The sequence below is a fragment of the Methylobacterium sp. 391_Methyba4 genome, from assembly GCF_029691625.1.
GTDB lineage: Bacteria > Pseudomonadota > Alphaproteobacteria > Rhizobiales > Beijerinckiaceae > Methylobacterium > Methylobacterium fujisawaense.
Map to the genome: position 1 here is coordinate 3,835,261 of NZ_CP121475.1, position 14,982 is coordinate 3,850,242.

At 68.9% G+C, this 14,982-nt stretch carries 12 protein-coding genes; 8 read left to right on the forward strand and 4 right to left on the reverse strand.

Annotation, left to right across the window (positions count from 1 at the left end):
* Nucleotides 1-126: 126 nt before the first annotated feature.
* Nucleotides 127-1,746 (reverse strand): phosphoenolpyruvate carboxykinase, encoded by a 1,620-nt coding sequence (locus P9K36_RS17920; RefSeq protein ID WP_043378606.1) that lies wholly within the window; start codon nt 1,744-1,746, stop codon nt 127-129.
* A 403-nt stretch (nt 1,747-2,149) separates the two neighbouring features.
* Between P9K36_RS17920 and recR the strand changes: the two genes are divergently transcribed.
* The 4 genes from recR to truA all read left to right on the forward strand — a co-directional run bounded on the left by recR (nt 2,150) and on the right by truA (nt 5,073).
* Nucleotides 2,150-2,755, forward strand: a complete 606-nt coding sequence (recR, locus tag P9K36_RS17925) for a recombination mediator RecR (protein ID WP_053611458.1) — start codon at nt 2,150-2,152, stop codon at nt 2,753-2,755.
* A gap of 104 nt (nt 2,756-2,859) precedes the next feature.
* Nucleotides 2,860-3,375, forward strand: a complete 516-nt coding sequence (def, locus tag P9K36_RS17930) for a peptide deformylase (protein ID WP_278305615.1) — start codon at nt 2,860-2,862, stop codon at nt 3,373-3,375.
* A gap of 7 nt (nt 3,376-3,382) precedes the next feature.
* Nucleotides 3,383-4,312 carry a methionyl-tRNA formyltransferase gene (gene fmt, locus P9K36_RS17935; protein ID WP_278305616.1) on the forward strand — a complete coding sequence of 310 codons (930 nt, stop codon included), beginning with the start codon at nt 3,383-3,385 and terminating at the stop codon, nt 4,310-4,312.
* On the forward strand, nt 4,312-5,073 hold the full coding sequence (gene truA / locus P9K36_RS17940; protein ID WP_043758419.1) for a tRNA pseudouridine(38-40) synthase TruA: 762 nt from the start codon (nt 4,312-4,314) through the stop codon (nt 5,071-5,073). The genes fmt and truA overlap by 1 nt, the downstream gene beginning before the upstream one ends.
* On the opposite strand, the gene dapE is transcribed toward truA, so the two are convergent.
* The 3 genes from dapE to P9K36_RS17955 form a co-directional block, all read right to left on the reverse strand.
* A complete protein-coding gene (gene dapE / locus P9K36_RS17945; RefSeq protein WP_278305618.1) occupies nt 5,055-6,233 on the reverse strand; it encodes a succinyl-diaminopimelate desuccinylase in 1,179 nt (392 codons plus the stop codon). The two genes, truA and dapE, sit on opposite strands and share 19 nt — an antisense overlap.
* 82 nt (nt 6,234-6,315) lie before the next feature.
* Nucleotides 6,316-8,661, reverse strand: coding sequence for an amylo-alpha-1,6-glucosidase (locus tag P9K36_RS17950; protein ID WP_278305619.1), 2,346 nt, complete (start codon nt 8,659-8,661; stop codon nt 6,316-6,318).
* A gap of 148 nt (nt 8,662-8,809) precedes the next feature.
* A complete protein-coding gene (locus P9K36_RS17955) occupies nt 8,810-9,940 on the reverse strand; it encodes a glycosyltransferase family 4 protein (protein ID WP_043378628.1) in 1,131 nt (376 codons plus the stop codon).
* A gap of 645 nt (nt 9,941-10,585) precedes the next feature.
* Between P9K36_RS17955 and rpmI the strand changes: the two genes are divergently transcribed.
* The 4 genes from rpmI to pheT all read left to right on the forward strand — a co-directional run bounded on the left by rpmI (nt 10,586) and on the right by pheT (nt 14,976).
* A complete protein-coding gene (rpmI, locus tag P9K36_RS17960) occupies nt 10,586-10,789 on the forward strand; it encodes a 50S ribosomal protein L35 (protein WP_007561407.1) in 204 nt (67 codons plus the stop codon).
* A 51-nt stretch (nt 10,790-10,840) separates the two neighbouring features.
* Nucleotides 10,841-11,218 (forward strand): 50S ribosomal protein L20, encoded by a 378-nt coding sequence (gene rplT, locus P9K36_RS17965; RefSeq protein WP_043355811.1) that lies wholly within the window; start codon nt 10,841-10,843, stop codon nt 11,216-11,218.
* 156 nt (nt 11,219-11,374) lie between these two features.
* Nucleotides 11,375-12,457, forward strand: a complete 1,083-nt coding sequence (pheS, locus tag P9K36_RS17970; protein ID WP_043355813.1) for a phenylalanine--tRNA ligase subunit alpha — start codon at nt 11,375-11,377, stop codon at nt 12,455-12,457.
* A gap of 98 nt (nt 12,458-12,555) precedes the next feature.
* Complete coding sequence (gene pheT, locus P9K36_RS17975) at nt 12,556-14,976, forward strand: phenylalanine--tRNA ligase subunit beta (RefSeq protein ID WP_278305620.1); 2,421 nt, start codon at nt 12,556-12,558, stop codon at nt 14,974-14,976.
* The last annotated feature ends 6 nt before the right edge of the window (nt 14,977-14,982 follow it).

The following is a 14,982-nucleotide window of genomic DNA, read 5'->3' on the forward strand; positions in this document are numbered from 1 at the left end:
GCTGAAGGTCTCTTCGGCGGCCTCAACGACCTTGCGGCACCTCGGGAGGCCGGCGAGGTTCGGACATGCGTGGGTCGCTCCGGCCCGATGAAGGCGGGCGGCCCATCGGGCCGCCCGATTGCGTTTTCAGGCCGCGATCGCCTGAGCGGACGGCCCGGCGGCACGCACGTCGGCATCGACATGGGTCTCGAACCGCTTGAAGTTGTCGTCGAACATCTTCACCAGACGCGCCGCCGTCTCGACGAAGGCCCCCTTGTTGGCCCAGGTCTTCACCGGGGTCAGGATGTGCGGCTCGACGCCCGGCACGGAGACCGGCACCGCGAAGCCGAAATACGGGTCGCGGCGGAACTCGGCCTGGGCCAAGGAGCCGTCCAGCGCCGCACTCAGCAGACGGCGCGTGACCCGGATCGGCATGCGCCGGCCGGTACCGACGCCGCCACCGGTCCAGCCCGTGTTGACGAGCCAGCAATCGACACTGTGCTTGGCGATGAGGTCGCGCAGCAGGTTGCCGTAGGTGCTCGGGTGCCGCGGCATGAACGGCGCACCGAAGCAGGTCGAGAAGGTCGCCTCCGGCCCGGTCAGGCCGCGCTCGGTGCCGGCCACCTTGGCGGTGTAGCCCGAGAGGAAGTGGTACATCGCCTCGGCGCCGGTGAGCTTGGCGATCGGCGGCATCACCCCGAAGGCGTCGCAGGTCAGCATCACGATGTTCTTGGGATGCCCGGCCCGGCCGGTGGCGCTGGCATTCGCGATGAAATCGAGCGGATAGGCGCAGCGGGTGTTCTCGGTGAGCGAGGAATCGTCGAAATCCGGCGCGCGGGTGGCGGGATCGATCACGACGTTCTCCATCACCGTGCCGAAGCGTTCGGTGGTGGCGTAGATCTCCGGCTCGGCGTTGCGCGAGAGGCGGATGGTCTTGGCGTAGCAGCCGCCTTCGAAGTTGAAGATGCCGGAATTCGACCAGCCGTGCTCGTCGTCACCCAGGAGCTGGCGGGAGGAATCGTTCGACAGCGTCGTCTTGCCGGTGCCCGAGAGGCCGAAGAAGATCGCCGAGCCGCCCTCCGCGTCGAGGGCCGCGTTGGCCGAGCAATGCATCGGCATCACGCCCTGACCGGGCAGGATGTAGTTCAGATAGGTGAAGACCGACTTCTTCATCTCGCCCGCGTAGGCGGAGCCGCCGATCAGGACGAGCTTCTTCGAGAAGTCGATGGCGATCACGGTCTTCGACCGGCAGCCGTGCCGGGCGGGATCCGCCTGGAAGCTCGGCAGGTCGATGATCGTCATGTCGGGCACGTAGGACGCGATCTCGGAGCGGTCCGGCCGGATCAGCAGGTTACGGATGAACAGCGAGTGCCACGCGAACTCGGTGAACACCCGGGCCTTGACCCGGTAGGCCGGATCGGCGCCGCCGTAGAGGTCCTGGGCGAACAGCTCCTTGCCCTCGGCGTGCTTCAGGAAATCCTGGCGCAAAGTCTCGAACTGCTCGGGCGTGATGGCGCCGTTGTTGTCCCACCAGACTTCGCTCTCGGTCCCGGCGTCCCGGACCACGAACTTGTCCTTGGGCGAGCGGCCGGTGTGGCTGCCGGTGGTGGCCACGAGGGCGCCGCCGCGGGCGAGCTGGGCTTCCTTGCGGGCCAGCGCCTCCTCGTAGAGACGCGGCGCCTCGAAATTCCAGTGGACGGCCTTGAGGTCGCGGAAGCCGGTCGCCTCGGCGCCGTGGGCCGCGTTGTGATCACCGATGTTGGTCAAGATCGTATCTCCCGGGCCCCTGTTCAACCGTCGACGCGATTGTGCCGGACGGCTCCGCCGTCCGGGTTTGCCCGGGAGACGTCCGTGCGGTCGTACAGGACCGCCGCACGCAGGATCTCCGTTCCCGGCTGCTTCCCGTCTCTCCATCGAGTAGGCGGCGAAGCTTCGCTGTCATTATGGGCTCCGCCAGGGGCCCGCAACGTGGACAAACAGATTAGAGCACAGTTGTGGACTCAGGAACCCAAGTCTGTAAGCAGTTCCGTTCATCGCACAGCGTAACGCTATCGGCGGAGCGGCTCTGGAATACCCATATGCCGGACACGCACGCGTACACCCTTGCGCGCTGCCCGGCGGCGTCTATGCCCATCCGGACCTGACAGCCCCTTCCTCATCAAGAGGCACGATGCCCCAAGCCGTCGCCGGCCCCGAGATCGAACGCCTGATCCAGCTGCTGGCCCGCATGCCCGGCCTCGGACCGCGCTCGGCGCGGCGGGCCGCCCTCCAGCTGATCAAGAAGCGCGACACGCTGCTCGGCCCCCTCGCCGACGCCATGCGGGTGGCGGCCGACCGCATCATCGTGTGCTCGAGCTGCGGCAACGTCGATACGTCCGACCCCTGCACGATCTGTCGCGACGCGGAGCGCGACCCGACGACGCTCGTGGTGGTGGAAGATGTCTCCGATCTCTGGGCCCTGGAGCGCTCGGGCGCCGTGAAGGCGCGCTACCACGTGCTCGGCGGCGTCCTCTCGGCGCTGGACGGCGTGCGGCCGGAGCACCTGAACCTCGCGAGCCTCGTGGAGCGCGTGGCCCGGCCCGAGGTGACGGAGGTCATCCTGGCTCTCAACGCCACCGTCGACGGCCAGACCACCGCCCACTACGTCACCGAGTCGATCCGGCACTGCGACGTGAAGGTCACGCGCCTCGCGCACGGTGTACCGGTCGGCGGCGAACTCGACTATCTCGACGAGGGCACCCTGTCGGCGGCGATCCGCAGCCGCACGGCCTTCTGACGGGCGATCACGCGGATCGAGCCGGTATTTGACCGGTCTTCGGCCGCATCCTATTCGACGCTGAGCCTGGACCCGTCCCGGCGCCTTCCCTGCCGGTTTCCGCCATGACCATCCGCCCGCTCGTCATCCTCCCCGATCCCGTCCTGCGCCTGGGTTCCGAACCGGTCGGCCCGATCACCGGCGAGATCCGCACCCTCGTCGCCGACATGTTCGAGACGATGTACGATGCCCCCGGCGTCGGGCTGGCCGCGATCCAGATCGGCGTGGCCAAGCGCGTGGTCACGATCGACACGTCGAAGGAGGAAGGCGTTCGCGACGCCCGGGTCTTCATCAACCCCGAGATCGTCTGGTCCTCGGAGGAAAGGCGGGTCTACGACGAGGGCTGCCTGTCGATCCCGGACTATTACGCCGAAGTCGAGCGTCCGGACCGGGTGCGCGTGAGGTTCCGCGACATCGACGGCAACGAGCAGGAGATCGAGGCCGACGGCCTGCTCTCGACCTGCATCCAGCACGAGATCGACCATCTGAACGGCGTGCTGTTCATCGACCATCTGTCGAAGCTGAAGCGCGACCGGGTGATCAAGAAGTTCATCAAGGCGGCCAAGCGCGACGCGGCCTGACCCGGCCATGCGCGTCGTCTTCATGGGCACGCCGGACTTCGCTGTGCCGACGCTCGCGCGGCTCGCGCAGGACGGGCACGACATCGTGGCGGTCTATACCCGTGCGCCGGCGAAGGCGGGCCGCGGCATGAGCCTGCGCCCCTCCCCGGTCCACGCCCTCGCCGACACCCTCGGCGTGCCGGTCCTGACGCCCGCGACGCTGCGCACGCCCGAAGCGGCCGAGACCTTCGCGGCGCACCGGGCCGACGTCGCCGTCGTGGTGGCCTACGGGATGCTCCTGCCGCAGGCGATCCTCGACGCACCGAAGCACGGCTGCCTGAATCTGCACGGCTCCCTGCTGCCGCGCTGGCGCGGCGCGGCGCCGATCCAGCGCGCCGTGATGGCGGGCGATGCGGAGAGCGGCGTCGGCGTGATGCGGATGGAGGCGGGCCTCGACACCGGCCCCGTGGCCCTGGAGGCGAGAATACCCATCGCGCCAGGTATGATTGCGGGCGAGCTGCACGACGCGTTGATGCCCCTCGGCGCCGACCTGATGGCGCAGGCCCTTGTCCGGCTCGCTGCGGGCACGCTGACGTTCACACCCCAGCCGGAGGACGGCGTCGTCTACGCGCACAAGATCACCAACGATGAGGCGCGGATCGACTGGTCCCGGTCGGCCGGTGAAATCGCCAATCGGATCAATGGGCTGTCGCCCTTCCCCGGCGCCTTCTTCGAGGTCGATCTCGGCAAGGGACCTGAGCGCGTGAAGGTGCTGCGAGCCGCCCCGGCAGAGGGTGCGGGCACGCCCGGCACGCTGTGCGACACCGATTGCACCGTCGCGTGCGGCGACGGCGCCGTGCGGCTCATGGAGCTGCGACGCGCCGGGAAGGGCGGCAGCGCGAGCGGGGCCGAGTTCGTCCGCGGCGCCCGCCTGACGCCCGGCGCCCGCCTCGGCTGATGCCCCGCTACAAGCTCGTCATCGAGTACGACGGCAGCCCGTTCTGCGGCTGGCAGCGGCAGGCCGACGACCTCACCGTCCAGGGCGCGATCGAGACGGCGGTCACGCGCTTCTCGGGAGAGCATGTCCGACTCACCTGCGCGGGCCGGACCGATGCCGGCGTGCATGCCATTCATCAAGTCGCCCATCTCGACCTCGCCAAGGACTGGCGGACCGACACGGTACGGGACGCGCTGAACGCGCATCTCCGGCCACAGCCGGTGGCGGTCCTGTCCGCAGAGATCGTGCCGGAGAGCTTCGACGCCCGCCACTCGGCGATCCGCCGGCACTACCGCTACCGCATCCTCAACCGGCGCAGCCCCGCGGCGCTGACGCGGGCCCATGTCTGGCACGTGCCGTGGCCCCTCGATGTCGGTCTCATGCACGCCGCCGCCCAGCGCCTCGTCGGCCGCCACGACTTCTCGGCCTTCCGGGCCGCCGAGTGCCAGGCGAACAGCCCGATCCGCACGCTGGAGCAGCTCGACGTCGCCCGGGCTCCGATGGCGTTGCACGACGAGATCGTGGTGGCGACCGCGGCGCGCTCCTTCCTGCACCATCAGGTGCGGGCGATGGTGGGCACGCTGATGCTCGCAGGCTGCGGACGCCTCTCGGCGGACGACGTGGCCGAGATCCTCGCTTCGGGCGAGAAGCGCCGGTGCGGACCGCTCGCTCCAGCCGCGGGGCTGACCTTCGTGGGCGTCGACTACGCGTTCGGGAAATAAGCCTCGAGCACCCGCTCGTAGATCGCCGTGAGCCGCTCCAGATCGGCGACGGCCACGCATTCGTCGACCTGGTGCATGGTCTCACCGACGAGCCCGAACTCGATCACCGGGCAGGCATCCTTGATGAACCGCGCATCGGAGGTGCCGCCGGTGGTCGAGAGCGTGGGCGTCAAGCCGGTCTCCGCCCGGATCGCCTCGGAGACGAGATCCACGAAGGCATCCGGCCTGGTGAGGAAGGCCGGAGCGTTCGAAGGCTGAAGGTCGAGGCTGAAGCGCACCGCGTTCCCGGCCGCCTGCTCCAGGCGCCTGCGGATCTCGGCCCCGAGAGTCTCGGCCGTCCAGTCGTCGTTGAAGCGGACGTTGAAGGTCGCCCGCGCGGTCGCCGGGATCACGTTGCTGGCCGGGTTGCCCACGTCGATCGTGGTGAATTCCAGGTTCGAAGCATCGAAATGCGCGGTCCCACGATCCAGCGGCTCGCCGACCAGCGCCGAGGCGAGGCGCAGCAGGCCCGGGATCGGGTTCTCGGCCTTATGGGGGTAGGCGACGTGGCCCTGCCGCCCCATCACGGTGAGCTTGCCGGTCAGCGACCCGCGCCGGCCGATCTTCATCATTTCTCCGAGCCGGCCAGGATTGGTCGGTTCCCCGAGCACGCAATGGTCGAACCGCTCGCCCCGCGCGCGCGCCCAGTCGAGCAGCTTCACGGTGCCGTTGACCGCGGGCCCCTCCTCGTCGCCGGTGATCAGGAAGGCGATGGATCCGGCGAAGCCGTCGCCCCGCCGCTCCAGGAAGGCGAGCGTCGCCGCCAGCATGCAGGCGACGCCGCCCTTCATGTCGGCGGCGCCCCGGCCGTACAGCATCCCGTCGGCCACCTCGCCCGCGTAGGGTTCGTGGCGCCACGCGCCCTCGCCTTCCGGAACGACATCGGTATGGCCGGCGAAGACGAGGCAGGGACCGTCCCGTCCGATGCGCGCGTAGAGATTCGGCGTGTCGGGATAGCCGGGCTCCGAGAAGACCGGCCGCTCGACGGCGAAGCCGGCAGGCCGGAGCGCGTCGGCGACCACGTCGAGGGCGCCCCGATCCTCCGGGGTCACGGACGGGCACCGGATCAGGGCCTGTGCGAGGCGCAGGGCCGCGTCGGGGGCGTGATGATCAGCCGGCATGAACCCGTCCTCGGCGGCGTGACGTGCCGCGCGGCCCGCTTACCCCGAAGCGGGCCGCCCCGGAACTCCCGTGTGCCCGGCCCTACTTGGTCACCACCACCTGTACGTCGCCGTGGCGACGCTGCACCGAGACGGTGACATCGTCGTCGTAGCGCTGGAAGCGGAGATCCAGGCGCGAACCGCCGAGCTTGACGTTGTAGAGCGTCACACCGTCGAGGAAGGCCGGGAGGATCGGGTTCTTGAGCCGGACGCGGTTGCGCTCGTGGTCGAGTTCGAGACCGAGGCAGGCCGCCAGGAAGGCGAAGGGCGCCGCCGCCGCCCAGGCCTGCGGGCTGCAGGCCACCGGATAGGAGACCGGCCCGCGCTGCTTGCGGCGCATGAAGCCGCAGAACAGTTCCGGCAGGCGCTTCTGGTCCTGGTAGAGCGAGGTGTCGAACATGCCCTGGAAGATGCGGGCGGCCTCGTGCTTGCGGTCGTAGCGCGCCAGACCCATCGCGATCAGCGCGTTGTCGTGCGGCCAGATCGAGCCGTTGTGGTAGGACATCGGATTGTAGCGCGCCTCGCCCTTGGCGATGGTGCGCACCCCCCAGCCGTTGAAGCCGTCCTTGCCGAGCAGGGTCTCGGCGACCCGTGACGCCCTCTCCGGCTTGGCGATGCCGGTGAACAGGGCGTGGCCCGCGTTGGACGAGCGCACCGCGCATTGCTTCTTCGCGCCGTCCAGGGCCAGGGCGTAGGTGCCGATCTCCTCGTTCCAGAACGCCGCGTCGAAGTTCTCGCGAAGCGCCACGGCTTCCTGCGTGAGACGCTCGGCCATCGGGTCGTGCCCCAGCAGAGCCGAGAGCTTCGCCATTCCGTTCTTGGCCGCGTAGACGTAGCCCTGCACCTCGCAGAGGGCGATCGGGCCCTTGGCCAGGTGACCGTCGGTGTGGAAGATCGAATCGTGGCTGTCCTTCCAGCCCTGATTCTCCAGGCCCTTGTCGGTGTCGCGGGCGTACTCGACGAAGCCGTCGCCGTCCCGGTCACCGTAACGGTCCATCCATTCCAGGGCGAGTTCCAGCGCGGGCCAGATCGCCCGAACGGTGTCCAGATCGCCCGTGACGGCGTAGTACTCCCAGGCCAGCATCACGAAGAGCGGGGTGCCGTCGATGGTGCCGTAATAATGCCGGAACGGCACCTCGCCGAGCATCGCCATCTCGCCGCGCCGGGTCTCGTGCAGCACCTTGCCGGGCTGGGCGTCGGCGGCCGGATCGACCGCCTTGGCCTGCGTCGAGGCGAGGTAGCGCAGCACGCCCCGGGCGAATTTCGGGTCGATCCAGAGCGCCATCATCGCCGTGATGATGCCGTCGCGCCCGAACACCGTGGAGTACCAGGGGATGCCGGCGAAGGGGTAGATGCCCTCCGGGGTGCGGCTCGCCAGCATGTAGAGGTCGGCCGTGGCCCGGCACAGGCCCTCGTTGAACTGGTCGTTCGACGAGATGATCGTGGTGATCCCGGCTGTGAGGCTCCGGAGATCGCGCCGCGAGTCGCGATAGGCGCGGGCGAAGATCGTGCCCTCGGCGAGATCCTTCGGCTCGCGCCGGGCGCCACCGGCATTGGCCGCGAGGGTCAGTTTGGCGGCCGCGTCCTCCCCGACCATCGTGTCGGTCGGCGGCTTGGTGAAGGCCCGGTGCGCCTCGAAGGTCACGCGGATGAACAGCGAGGCCCGGCCCTCCGGCGGGAGCGAGACATCGAAAACCACCTTGCCGGGTTCGATCAAGTTGGGCTTCGGGCCGAAATGCAGCGCCGTCGTCCGGACGATCTCGTCCAGGCCGACATAGCGGAACTGCACCTCCCGATCGCTTGCCACCAGGACGCCGCGCTTGCCGCGCTCCTGGCGATCGGTCCCGCGGACTTCGAACAGGTCGCGGAAATCCGCGTCGAACGTCACGACGATGCGCAGGCGGCGGTGCTTCGAATCGTAGGAGCGCAGACCGATCCGGTCGTAGCAGGCTCCGCGGAACAGGAACTTGGTGCGCTCGATGGCGATCGTCTCGCGCGGGATCGAGGTCTCGTCATGGGCATCGAGACGGATGTCGGGCGTCGTCATGTCGACGCTGAGCGCGCCGTTGTCGTCCTGCATCACCGAGGAGAGCATCAGCGGGCGCTGACCCTCCACCGTCACTTCCAGACGCGACAGGTAACGCGTGTCCTGGAAATACAGGCCCTCCGGGCCGGGCTGGACGCCGATATCGCCGTAGGAATCGAGAACGCCGAAGGCCTCGCCGAACTTCAGCGAGCGGAGGGGCCGCTCCACAAGCGAGGTGTGCGCCTCGATGTGATAGGTCGGCAGGACGTCGTCCGCGTCCTGGAAACCGTGCGCCACGCTTCCGGCGCTCTCCGCGGTCCGGGCCTTCGCATCGTGGGCCGCTGCCGTGTTGTCCGCCGCCATGCAGGGCATCTCCGGGTGCAAGTGAGAGGTGCGAATCGAGAGGGCTGCCGCATCCATTCGATGCGGCAGCCCCTGTTCATCCTACGGATGAGTCGCCTTTAAGACGCTAGGCCGAGCCGGACCTGCCTCGCAAGCCCGGGGCCGGATTTCAGGCCGGCATGGCGGCGACCGGGATCGCCGGCCGTGCGGAGCCGTTCACCTCGCCGTATTGCGCCTTGTAGCCGGACTTCGGCAGCTTGATCACGTCGGCGCCACGGCCGAGCAGGTCCTCGTAGGCAGCGACGTACTTCTTCACCATGCACTCGGCGGTGAAGGCGCTCTCGAAGTGGCGGCGCACGCCAGCGCGGCTCATGGTCTTGACCTTGGCGACGGCCGCGACGGCATCGTCCATGTTCTCGCAGAGAACGCCGCCGACGCCGTCCTTGATCACCTCCGGCACGGAGCCGTTGCGGAAGGCGATCACCGGGGTGCCGGCCGACATGGCCTCGATCATCACGAGACCGAAGGGCTCCGGCCAGTCGATCGGGAAGGCGAGCGCCAGGGCGTTACCGAGGAAGTCCTTCTTCTGCTCCTCGTTGATCTCGCCGATATACTCCACGAGCGGGTGATGGATCATCGGCTCGATGACCTCGTCCCAGTAATCCTGGTCCGCCTTGTCGACCTTCGCGGCGATCTTGAGGGGCGTGCCGGAGCGGATCGCCATCTCGATCGCGCGGTCGGGGCGCTTCTCGGGCGAGATGCGGCCGAGGAAGGCGAGGTAGCCGCCCTTGGCGTCCGGGTAATACGGACAGTTCTCGGCCGGCAGGCCGTGATGGATCGTCGCCAGCCAATTGGAGGTCGGCGGCATGGGCAGGCGCTGGTTGTCGGAGATCGAGACCAGCGGCATGCCCGTGAAGGTGCGGTAGACCGGCATGAAGTCCGGCACGTCGAGGCGACCGTGCATCGTGGTGATGCACTTGTGGTTCAGATCCTCGAACATCGGATACTGAAGCAGGTCGATGTGGAAGTGCAGGATGTCGAATTCGTGCGCGCGGCGGTGCACCTGATGCAGCATCGCCAGGTGACTGGCGGTGTGATCCCGGTAGCCGAGCAGGCGCAGGCCCTCGGGCGTGCAGGCTGCGAGCTTGGCAGACGTCTCGGAGTCACCGCTTGCGAAGAGCGTGACTTCGTGACCCTGGCGGACCAGTTCTTCTGTAATCCAGCTGACGACGCGCTCGGTGCCGCCGTAGAACTTCGGAGGGACGGCCTCCGACAACGGAGCGATCTGGGCAATGCGCACGAAGTGTCTCCTGGTTGGCCGAATTTGACGGGGGGTCTAACCCTGCCGGCCTGAGCGGGACATGAATGAAACAGACGGCCAAGGTTATGGTTCCTGGCGACCCCCGTTGTCGCTCACCGTTTTGTGCAGCGCGCTCGCTGTCCCCGAATTCCTCCGAATCAGCGGCCGCGACATGGTCACTGGCGCCCCTTCCGCTGCTGGCGGGCAGTCGCGCGGGGTTGGCCCGTCTCCGGTCCGGACACGCGCATCGCCTCCATGCGCCTCAGGATCACGAACGCCGGCTATCGGGATCAGGTTGCGCCCGGACCCGACAAACCCGTACTTCGGGACGGCGCAGCAGATCCCGGACCTGGATGCGGACCGGGCGCCCGAAACGGCTGTGTCGGCGCTTCTGGATCCCGGGCTCGCCCGCTGCGCCCCGGACCGGCGACGCGGATGTCCAGGGCCCTCCGCCCCCCGGCCCGCGTCCCGCCTCACGGGCGTTGCCGCCGCGTCAGCTTTCTGTCATAAGCCGCACCGCGTCGAACCGCCCGGCCGATAGGGCTGCCGTGGCGGCTCGTGCTGCTCCACCAGAAGCATCAGCGCGCGAACCCCATCCGACCCTTGCGGGGCGGTCCGGGATTATTTCGCGCAACGGAGAGCCAAATGCCCAAGTTGAAGACGAAATCGGGCGCGAAGAAGCGCTTCAAGATCACCGGCACCGGCAAGGTGATGTACGCCCAGGCCGGCAAGCGCCACGGGATGATCAAGCGGACGACCAAGCAGATCCGCAACCTGCGCGGCACCACGACCCTGTTCGAGGGCGATGCCGCCAACGTGAAGAAGTACTTCCTGCCGAACGCGCGGTAAGTCCTTCAACACCCGTTGCCACTGTCTTTCGTCGAATCCAGGAGATAACCGATGGCCCGCGTCAAGCGCGGCGTGACCAGTCACGCGAAGCACAAGAAAGTTCTGAAGGCCGCCAAGGGCTATTACGGCCGGCGCAAGAATACGATCCGGATCGCCAAGCAGGCGGTCGAGAAGGGCATGCAGTATGCCTACCGCGACCGCAAGAACAAGAAGCGCACGTTCCGCGCCCTCTGGATCCAGCGTCTCAACGCGGCGGTCCGCGAGCACGGCCTGACCTACTCGCGCTTCATCGACGGTCTGGCGAAGTCCGGCATCGTCGTCGACCGCAAGGCCCTGTCGGAGCTCGCGATCCACGAGCCGGCGAGCTTCGCCGCCGTCGTCGAGAAGGCGAAGGCCGCACTGCCGCAGACCACCGCCAAGGCCGCCTGATCCAGGCCTGAGGCGAGACGTACGGAAGGCGCGGTTCCCCGGGGAGCCGCGCCTTCGTCGTTTACGAGGTCCCCTGCCCCGCGCTTGCGTGCGGGCGCACAACGCGCGAGAGCACGGCCCGACGGCCGACTCCGCCAACCCTGCTCGAAGACAGCGATGACCGATCTCGATACCCTCGAACGCGATCTCCTGGCCCAGGTGAGCGCGGCGTCCGACGAGGCGGCCCTCGACGCGGTCCGCGTCGCCGCGCTCGGCAAGAAGGGCAGTGTCTCGGATCTGCTGAAGACCCTCGGTGCGATGACGCCGGAGGAGCGTAAGGAGCGTGGCCCGCTCATCAACGGCCTGCGCGACCGGGTCCAGGGCGCCGTCACCGCGCGCAAGACTGCCCTCGCCGAGGCCGCGCTGGAGGCCCGCCTCGCCTCCGAGCGGGTCGACGTGACCTTGCCGGTCCGCGAGGCCCCCGAGGTGCGCGGCCGGATCCATCCGATCTCCCAGGTGATCGACGAGATCACCGCGATCTTCGCCGATATGGGCTTCGCGGTGGCCGAGGGTCCGGACATCGAGACGGACGAGCTGAACTTCACCGCGCTCAACTTCCCGCCCGGGCACCCGGCCCGCGAGATGCACGACACCTTCTTCCTGGCACCGGACCGCGACGGGAAGCGCAAGGTGCTTCGCACCCACACCTCGCCGGTCCAGATCCGCACCATGCGGGCGCAAACCCCGCCGATCCGGGTGATCATCCCGGGCCGGACCTACCGGCACGATTCCGATCAGACCCACACGCCGATGTTCCATCAGGTCGAAGGGCTGGTGATCGACAAGGCGGCCAACATCGCCAACCTGAAATGGGTGCTGGAGGAGTTCTGCAAGGCGTTCTTCGAGGTGGAGGGCGTGAAGATGCGCTTCCGCCCGTCCTTCTTCCCCTTCACCGAGCCCTCCGCGGAGGTCGACATCCAGTGCTCGCGCAAGGGCGGCGAGATCCGCTTCGGCGAGGGCGACGACTGGCTGGAGATCCTGGGCTGTGGGATGGTGCATCCGAACGTGCTGCGCAATTGCGGGCTCGACCCGGATGCCGTGCAGGGCTTCGCCTTCGGTGTCGGCATCGACCGAATCGCCATGCTGAAATACGGCATGCCGGACCTGCGGCCGTTCTTCGAGGCCGACGTCCGCTGGCTCGACCATTACGGCTTCCGCCCGCTCGACGTTCCGAGCCTCGTGGGCGGCCTCACGGGCTGAGCCGCACCGGCCTCACCGGGGCCCTCCGGCTCCGGTGACGGCCCCGCCATCCTGTTCCTCCGACGGTCGAGCCGATATCGGGCTCTCGAAGGTCCATCATGAAATTCACTCTCTCCTGGCTCAAGGACCACCTCGACACCGAGGCCACCCTCGACACCGTCGCCGAGACGCTGACGCGGATCGGCCTGGAGGTGGAGGGAATCGAGGACAAGGCCGCCGCGCTGAAGCCCTACGTGATCGCGAAGATCCTGACGGCCGAGCAGCACCCGAACGCCGACCGGCTGCGGGTCTGCTCCGTCGAGACGGGCGCGGGCGCACCCGTGCAGGTGGTCTGCGGAGCGCCGAACGCCCGGGCCGGTCTCGTCTCGGTCTTCGCGCCGCCGGGCACCTACGTCCCGGGCAAGAACATCACCCTGTCGGTGGGCACGATCCGCGGTGTGGAGAGCCACGGCATGCTGTGCTCGGGCGCCGAGCTCGGCCTCGGCGACGACCATGACGGCATCATGGAGCTCCCGACCGACGCACCGATCGGCCAGGCCTACGCCCTCTATGCCGGGCTCGACGATCCGGTCATCGAGATCAACCTGACGCCGAACCGGCCGGACTGCACCTCGGTCCACGGTATCGCCCGCGATCTCGCGGCCGCCGGCCTCGGCACGCTCAAGCGCGAGACGCTGCCGGGCGTGCGCGGCGAGGGCCCCTGCCCGGTCGCGGTGGAGCTGGCCTTCGAGCCGGCCGACCGACACCTCGCCCCGCTCTTCGCCCTGCGGCTCGTCCGCGGGGTCACGAACGGGCCGTCGCCGGGCTGGATGCAGGCCCGGCTGCGGGCCATCGGCCTGCGCCCGATCAATGCGCTCGTCGACATCACCAACTACGTGACCTTCGATCGCGGTCGCCCGCTCCACGTCTTCGACGCCGCCAAGGTCGCCGGGCCGCTCACCGTGCGCCGTGCGCGCGAGGGCGAGAGCCTGCTCGCCCTCGACGGTCGGACCCACGCGCTCACCGACGACATGGTGGTGATCGCAGACCGAAACGGCGTCGAATCCATCGCCGGCATCATGGGCGGCCAGGACTCCGGCTGCGACGCCGGCACCACGGATGTGCTGATCGAATCGGCGCTCTGGGACCCGGCCAACATCGCCCAGACGGGCCGCCGCCTCGGCCTCATCACCGACGCGCGCTACCGGTTCGAGCGGGGTGTCGATCCAGCCTTCACGCTGCCGGGCCTCGATCTCGCGACGCGCTTGGTGGTGGACCTGTGCGGCGGTACGCCGACCGAGGCGCATATCGTCGGCGAGCCTCCCGAATCCGAGCGGATCATCGACTTCCCGTGGACCGAGGTCCGCCGCCTGGCCGGCCTCGACGTGCCGCGTGTCGAGATGAAGGTGATCCTGGAGACTTTGGGCTTCCACATCTCGGGGACCGGCGACCGGGTGAAGGTGCTGACGCCGTCCTGGCGGCCCGATGTCGAAGGCAAGGCCGACCTCGTCGAGGAGGTCGTGCGCATCGCCGGGCTGGACCGGATCGAGGCCAAGCCGCTGCCCCCGCTCGAAGGGATCGGCCGTCCGCTGCTGACGGTGATGCAGAAGCGGACCCGCACCGCGAAGCGGGCCCTGGCGAGCCGGGGCCTCATGGAGGCGGTCACGTGGTCGTTCGTCCCGCATGGCGATGCCGAACTGTTCGGCGGCGGCGGTGCCGATCTGGTCCTGGCCAATCCCATTGCCGCGGAACTGTCGGACATGCGGCCGAGCCTGCTGCCGGGGCTCCTGCGGGCTGCGCAGCGAAATGCCGACCGGGGTTATCCGGACGCGGCCCTGTTCGAGGTCGGCCAGTGCTTCGCCTCCGATGCGCCGGAGGGCCAGACGATCCGGGCGGCGGCGGTCCGGCGCGGCAGTGCCGGTCTGTCGGGCGCCGGGCGCCACTGGCACGGCACGGCCGGGCCCGTCGACGCCTTCGACGCCAAGGCCGACGCCCTGGCCCTGCTGGGCAGCCTCGGCGTTCCGACCGGCGGCCTTCAGATCACCGCCGGCGGCCCGTCCTGGCTTCATCCCGGCCGCTCGGGCACCCTGCGCTTCGGTCCGAAGACCGAGATCGGCTGGTTCGGCGAGGTGCATCCGCGGACGCTCCAGGCCCTCGACCTGAAGGGCACCCTCGTGGCCTTCGAGATCGTCCTCGACGCCCTGCCCCTGCCCAAGCACAAGCCGACCAAGGCCAAGGCCGCCCTGGTGCTGTCGGAGCTCCAGCCGCTGTCGCGGGACTTCGCCTTCGTGGTCGGCCGCGACGTGCCGGCGGGTGACCTCGTGAAGGCCGCACAGAACGCCGAGCGCAAGCTCGTCACCGGCGTCGACGTGTTCGATCTGTACGAGGGACCCGGCGTGCCGGACGGCGCGAAGTCGGTGGCGATCGCGGTGCGCCTGCAGCCCGTCGAGCGGACCCTCACCGACGCGGAGATCGAGGCGGTGAGCGCCAGGATCGTCGCCGAGGTGTCCCGCAAAACCGGCGCGACCCTTCGGACCTGAGGCGCC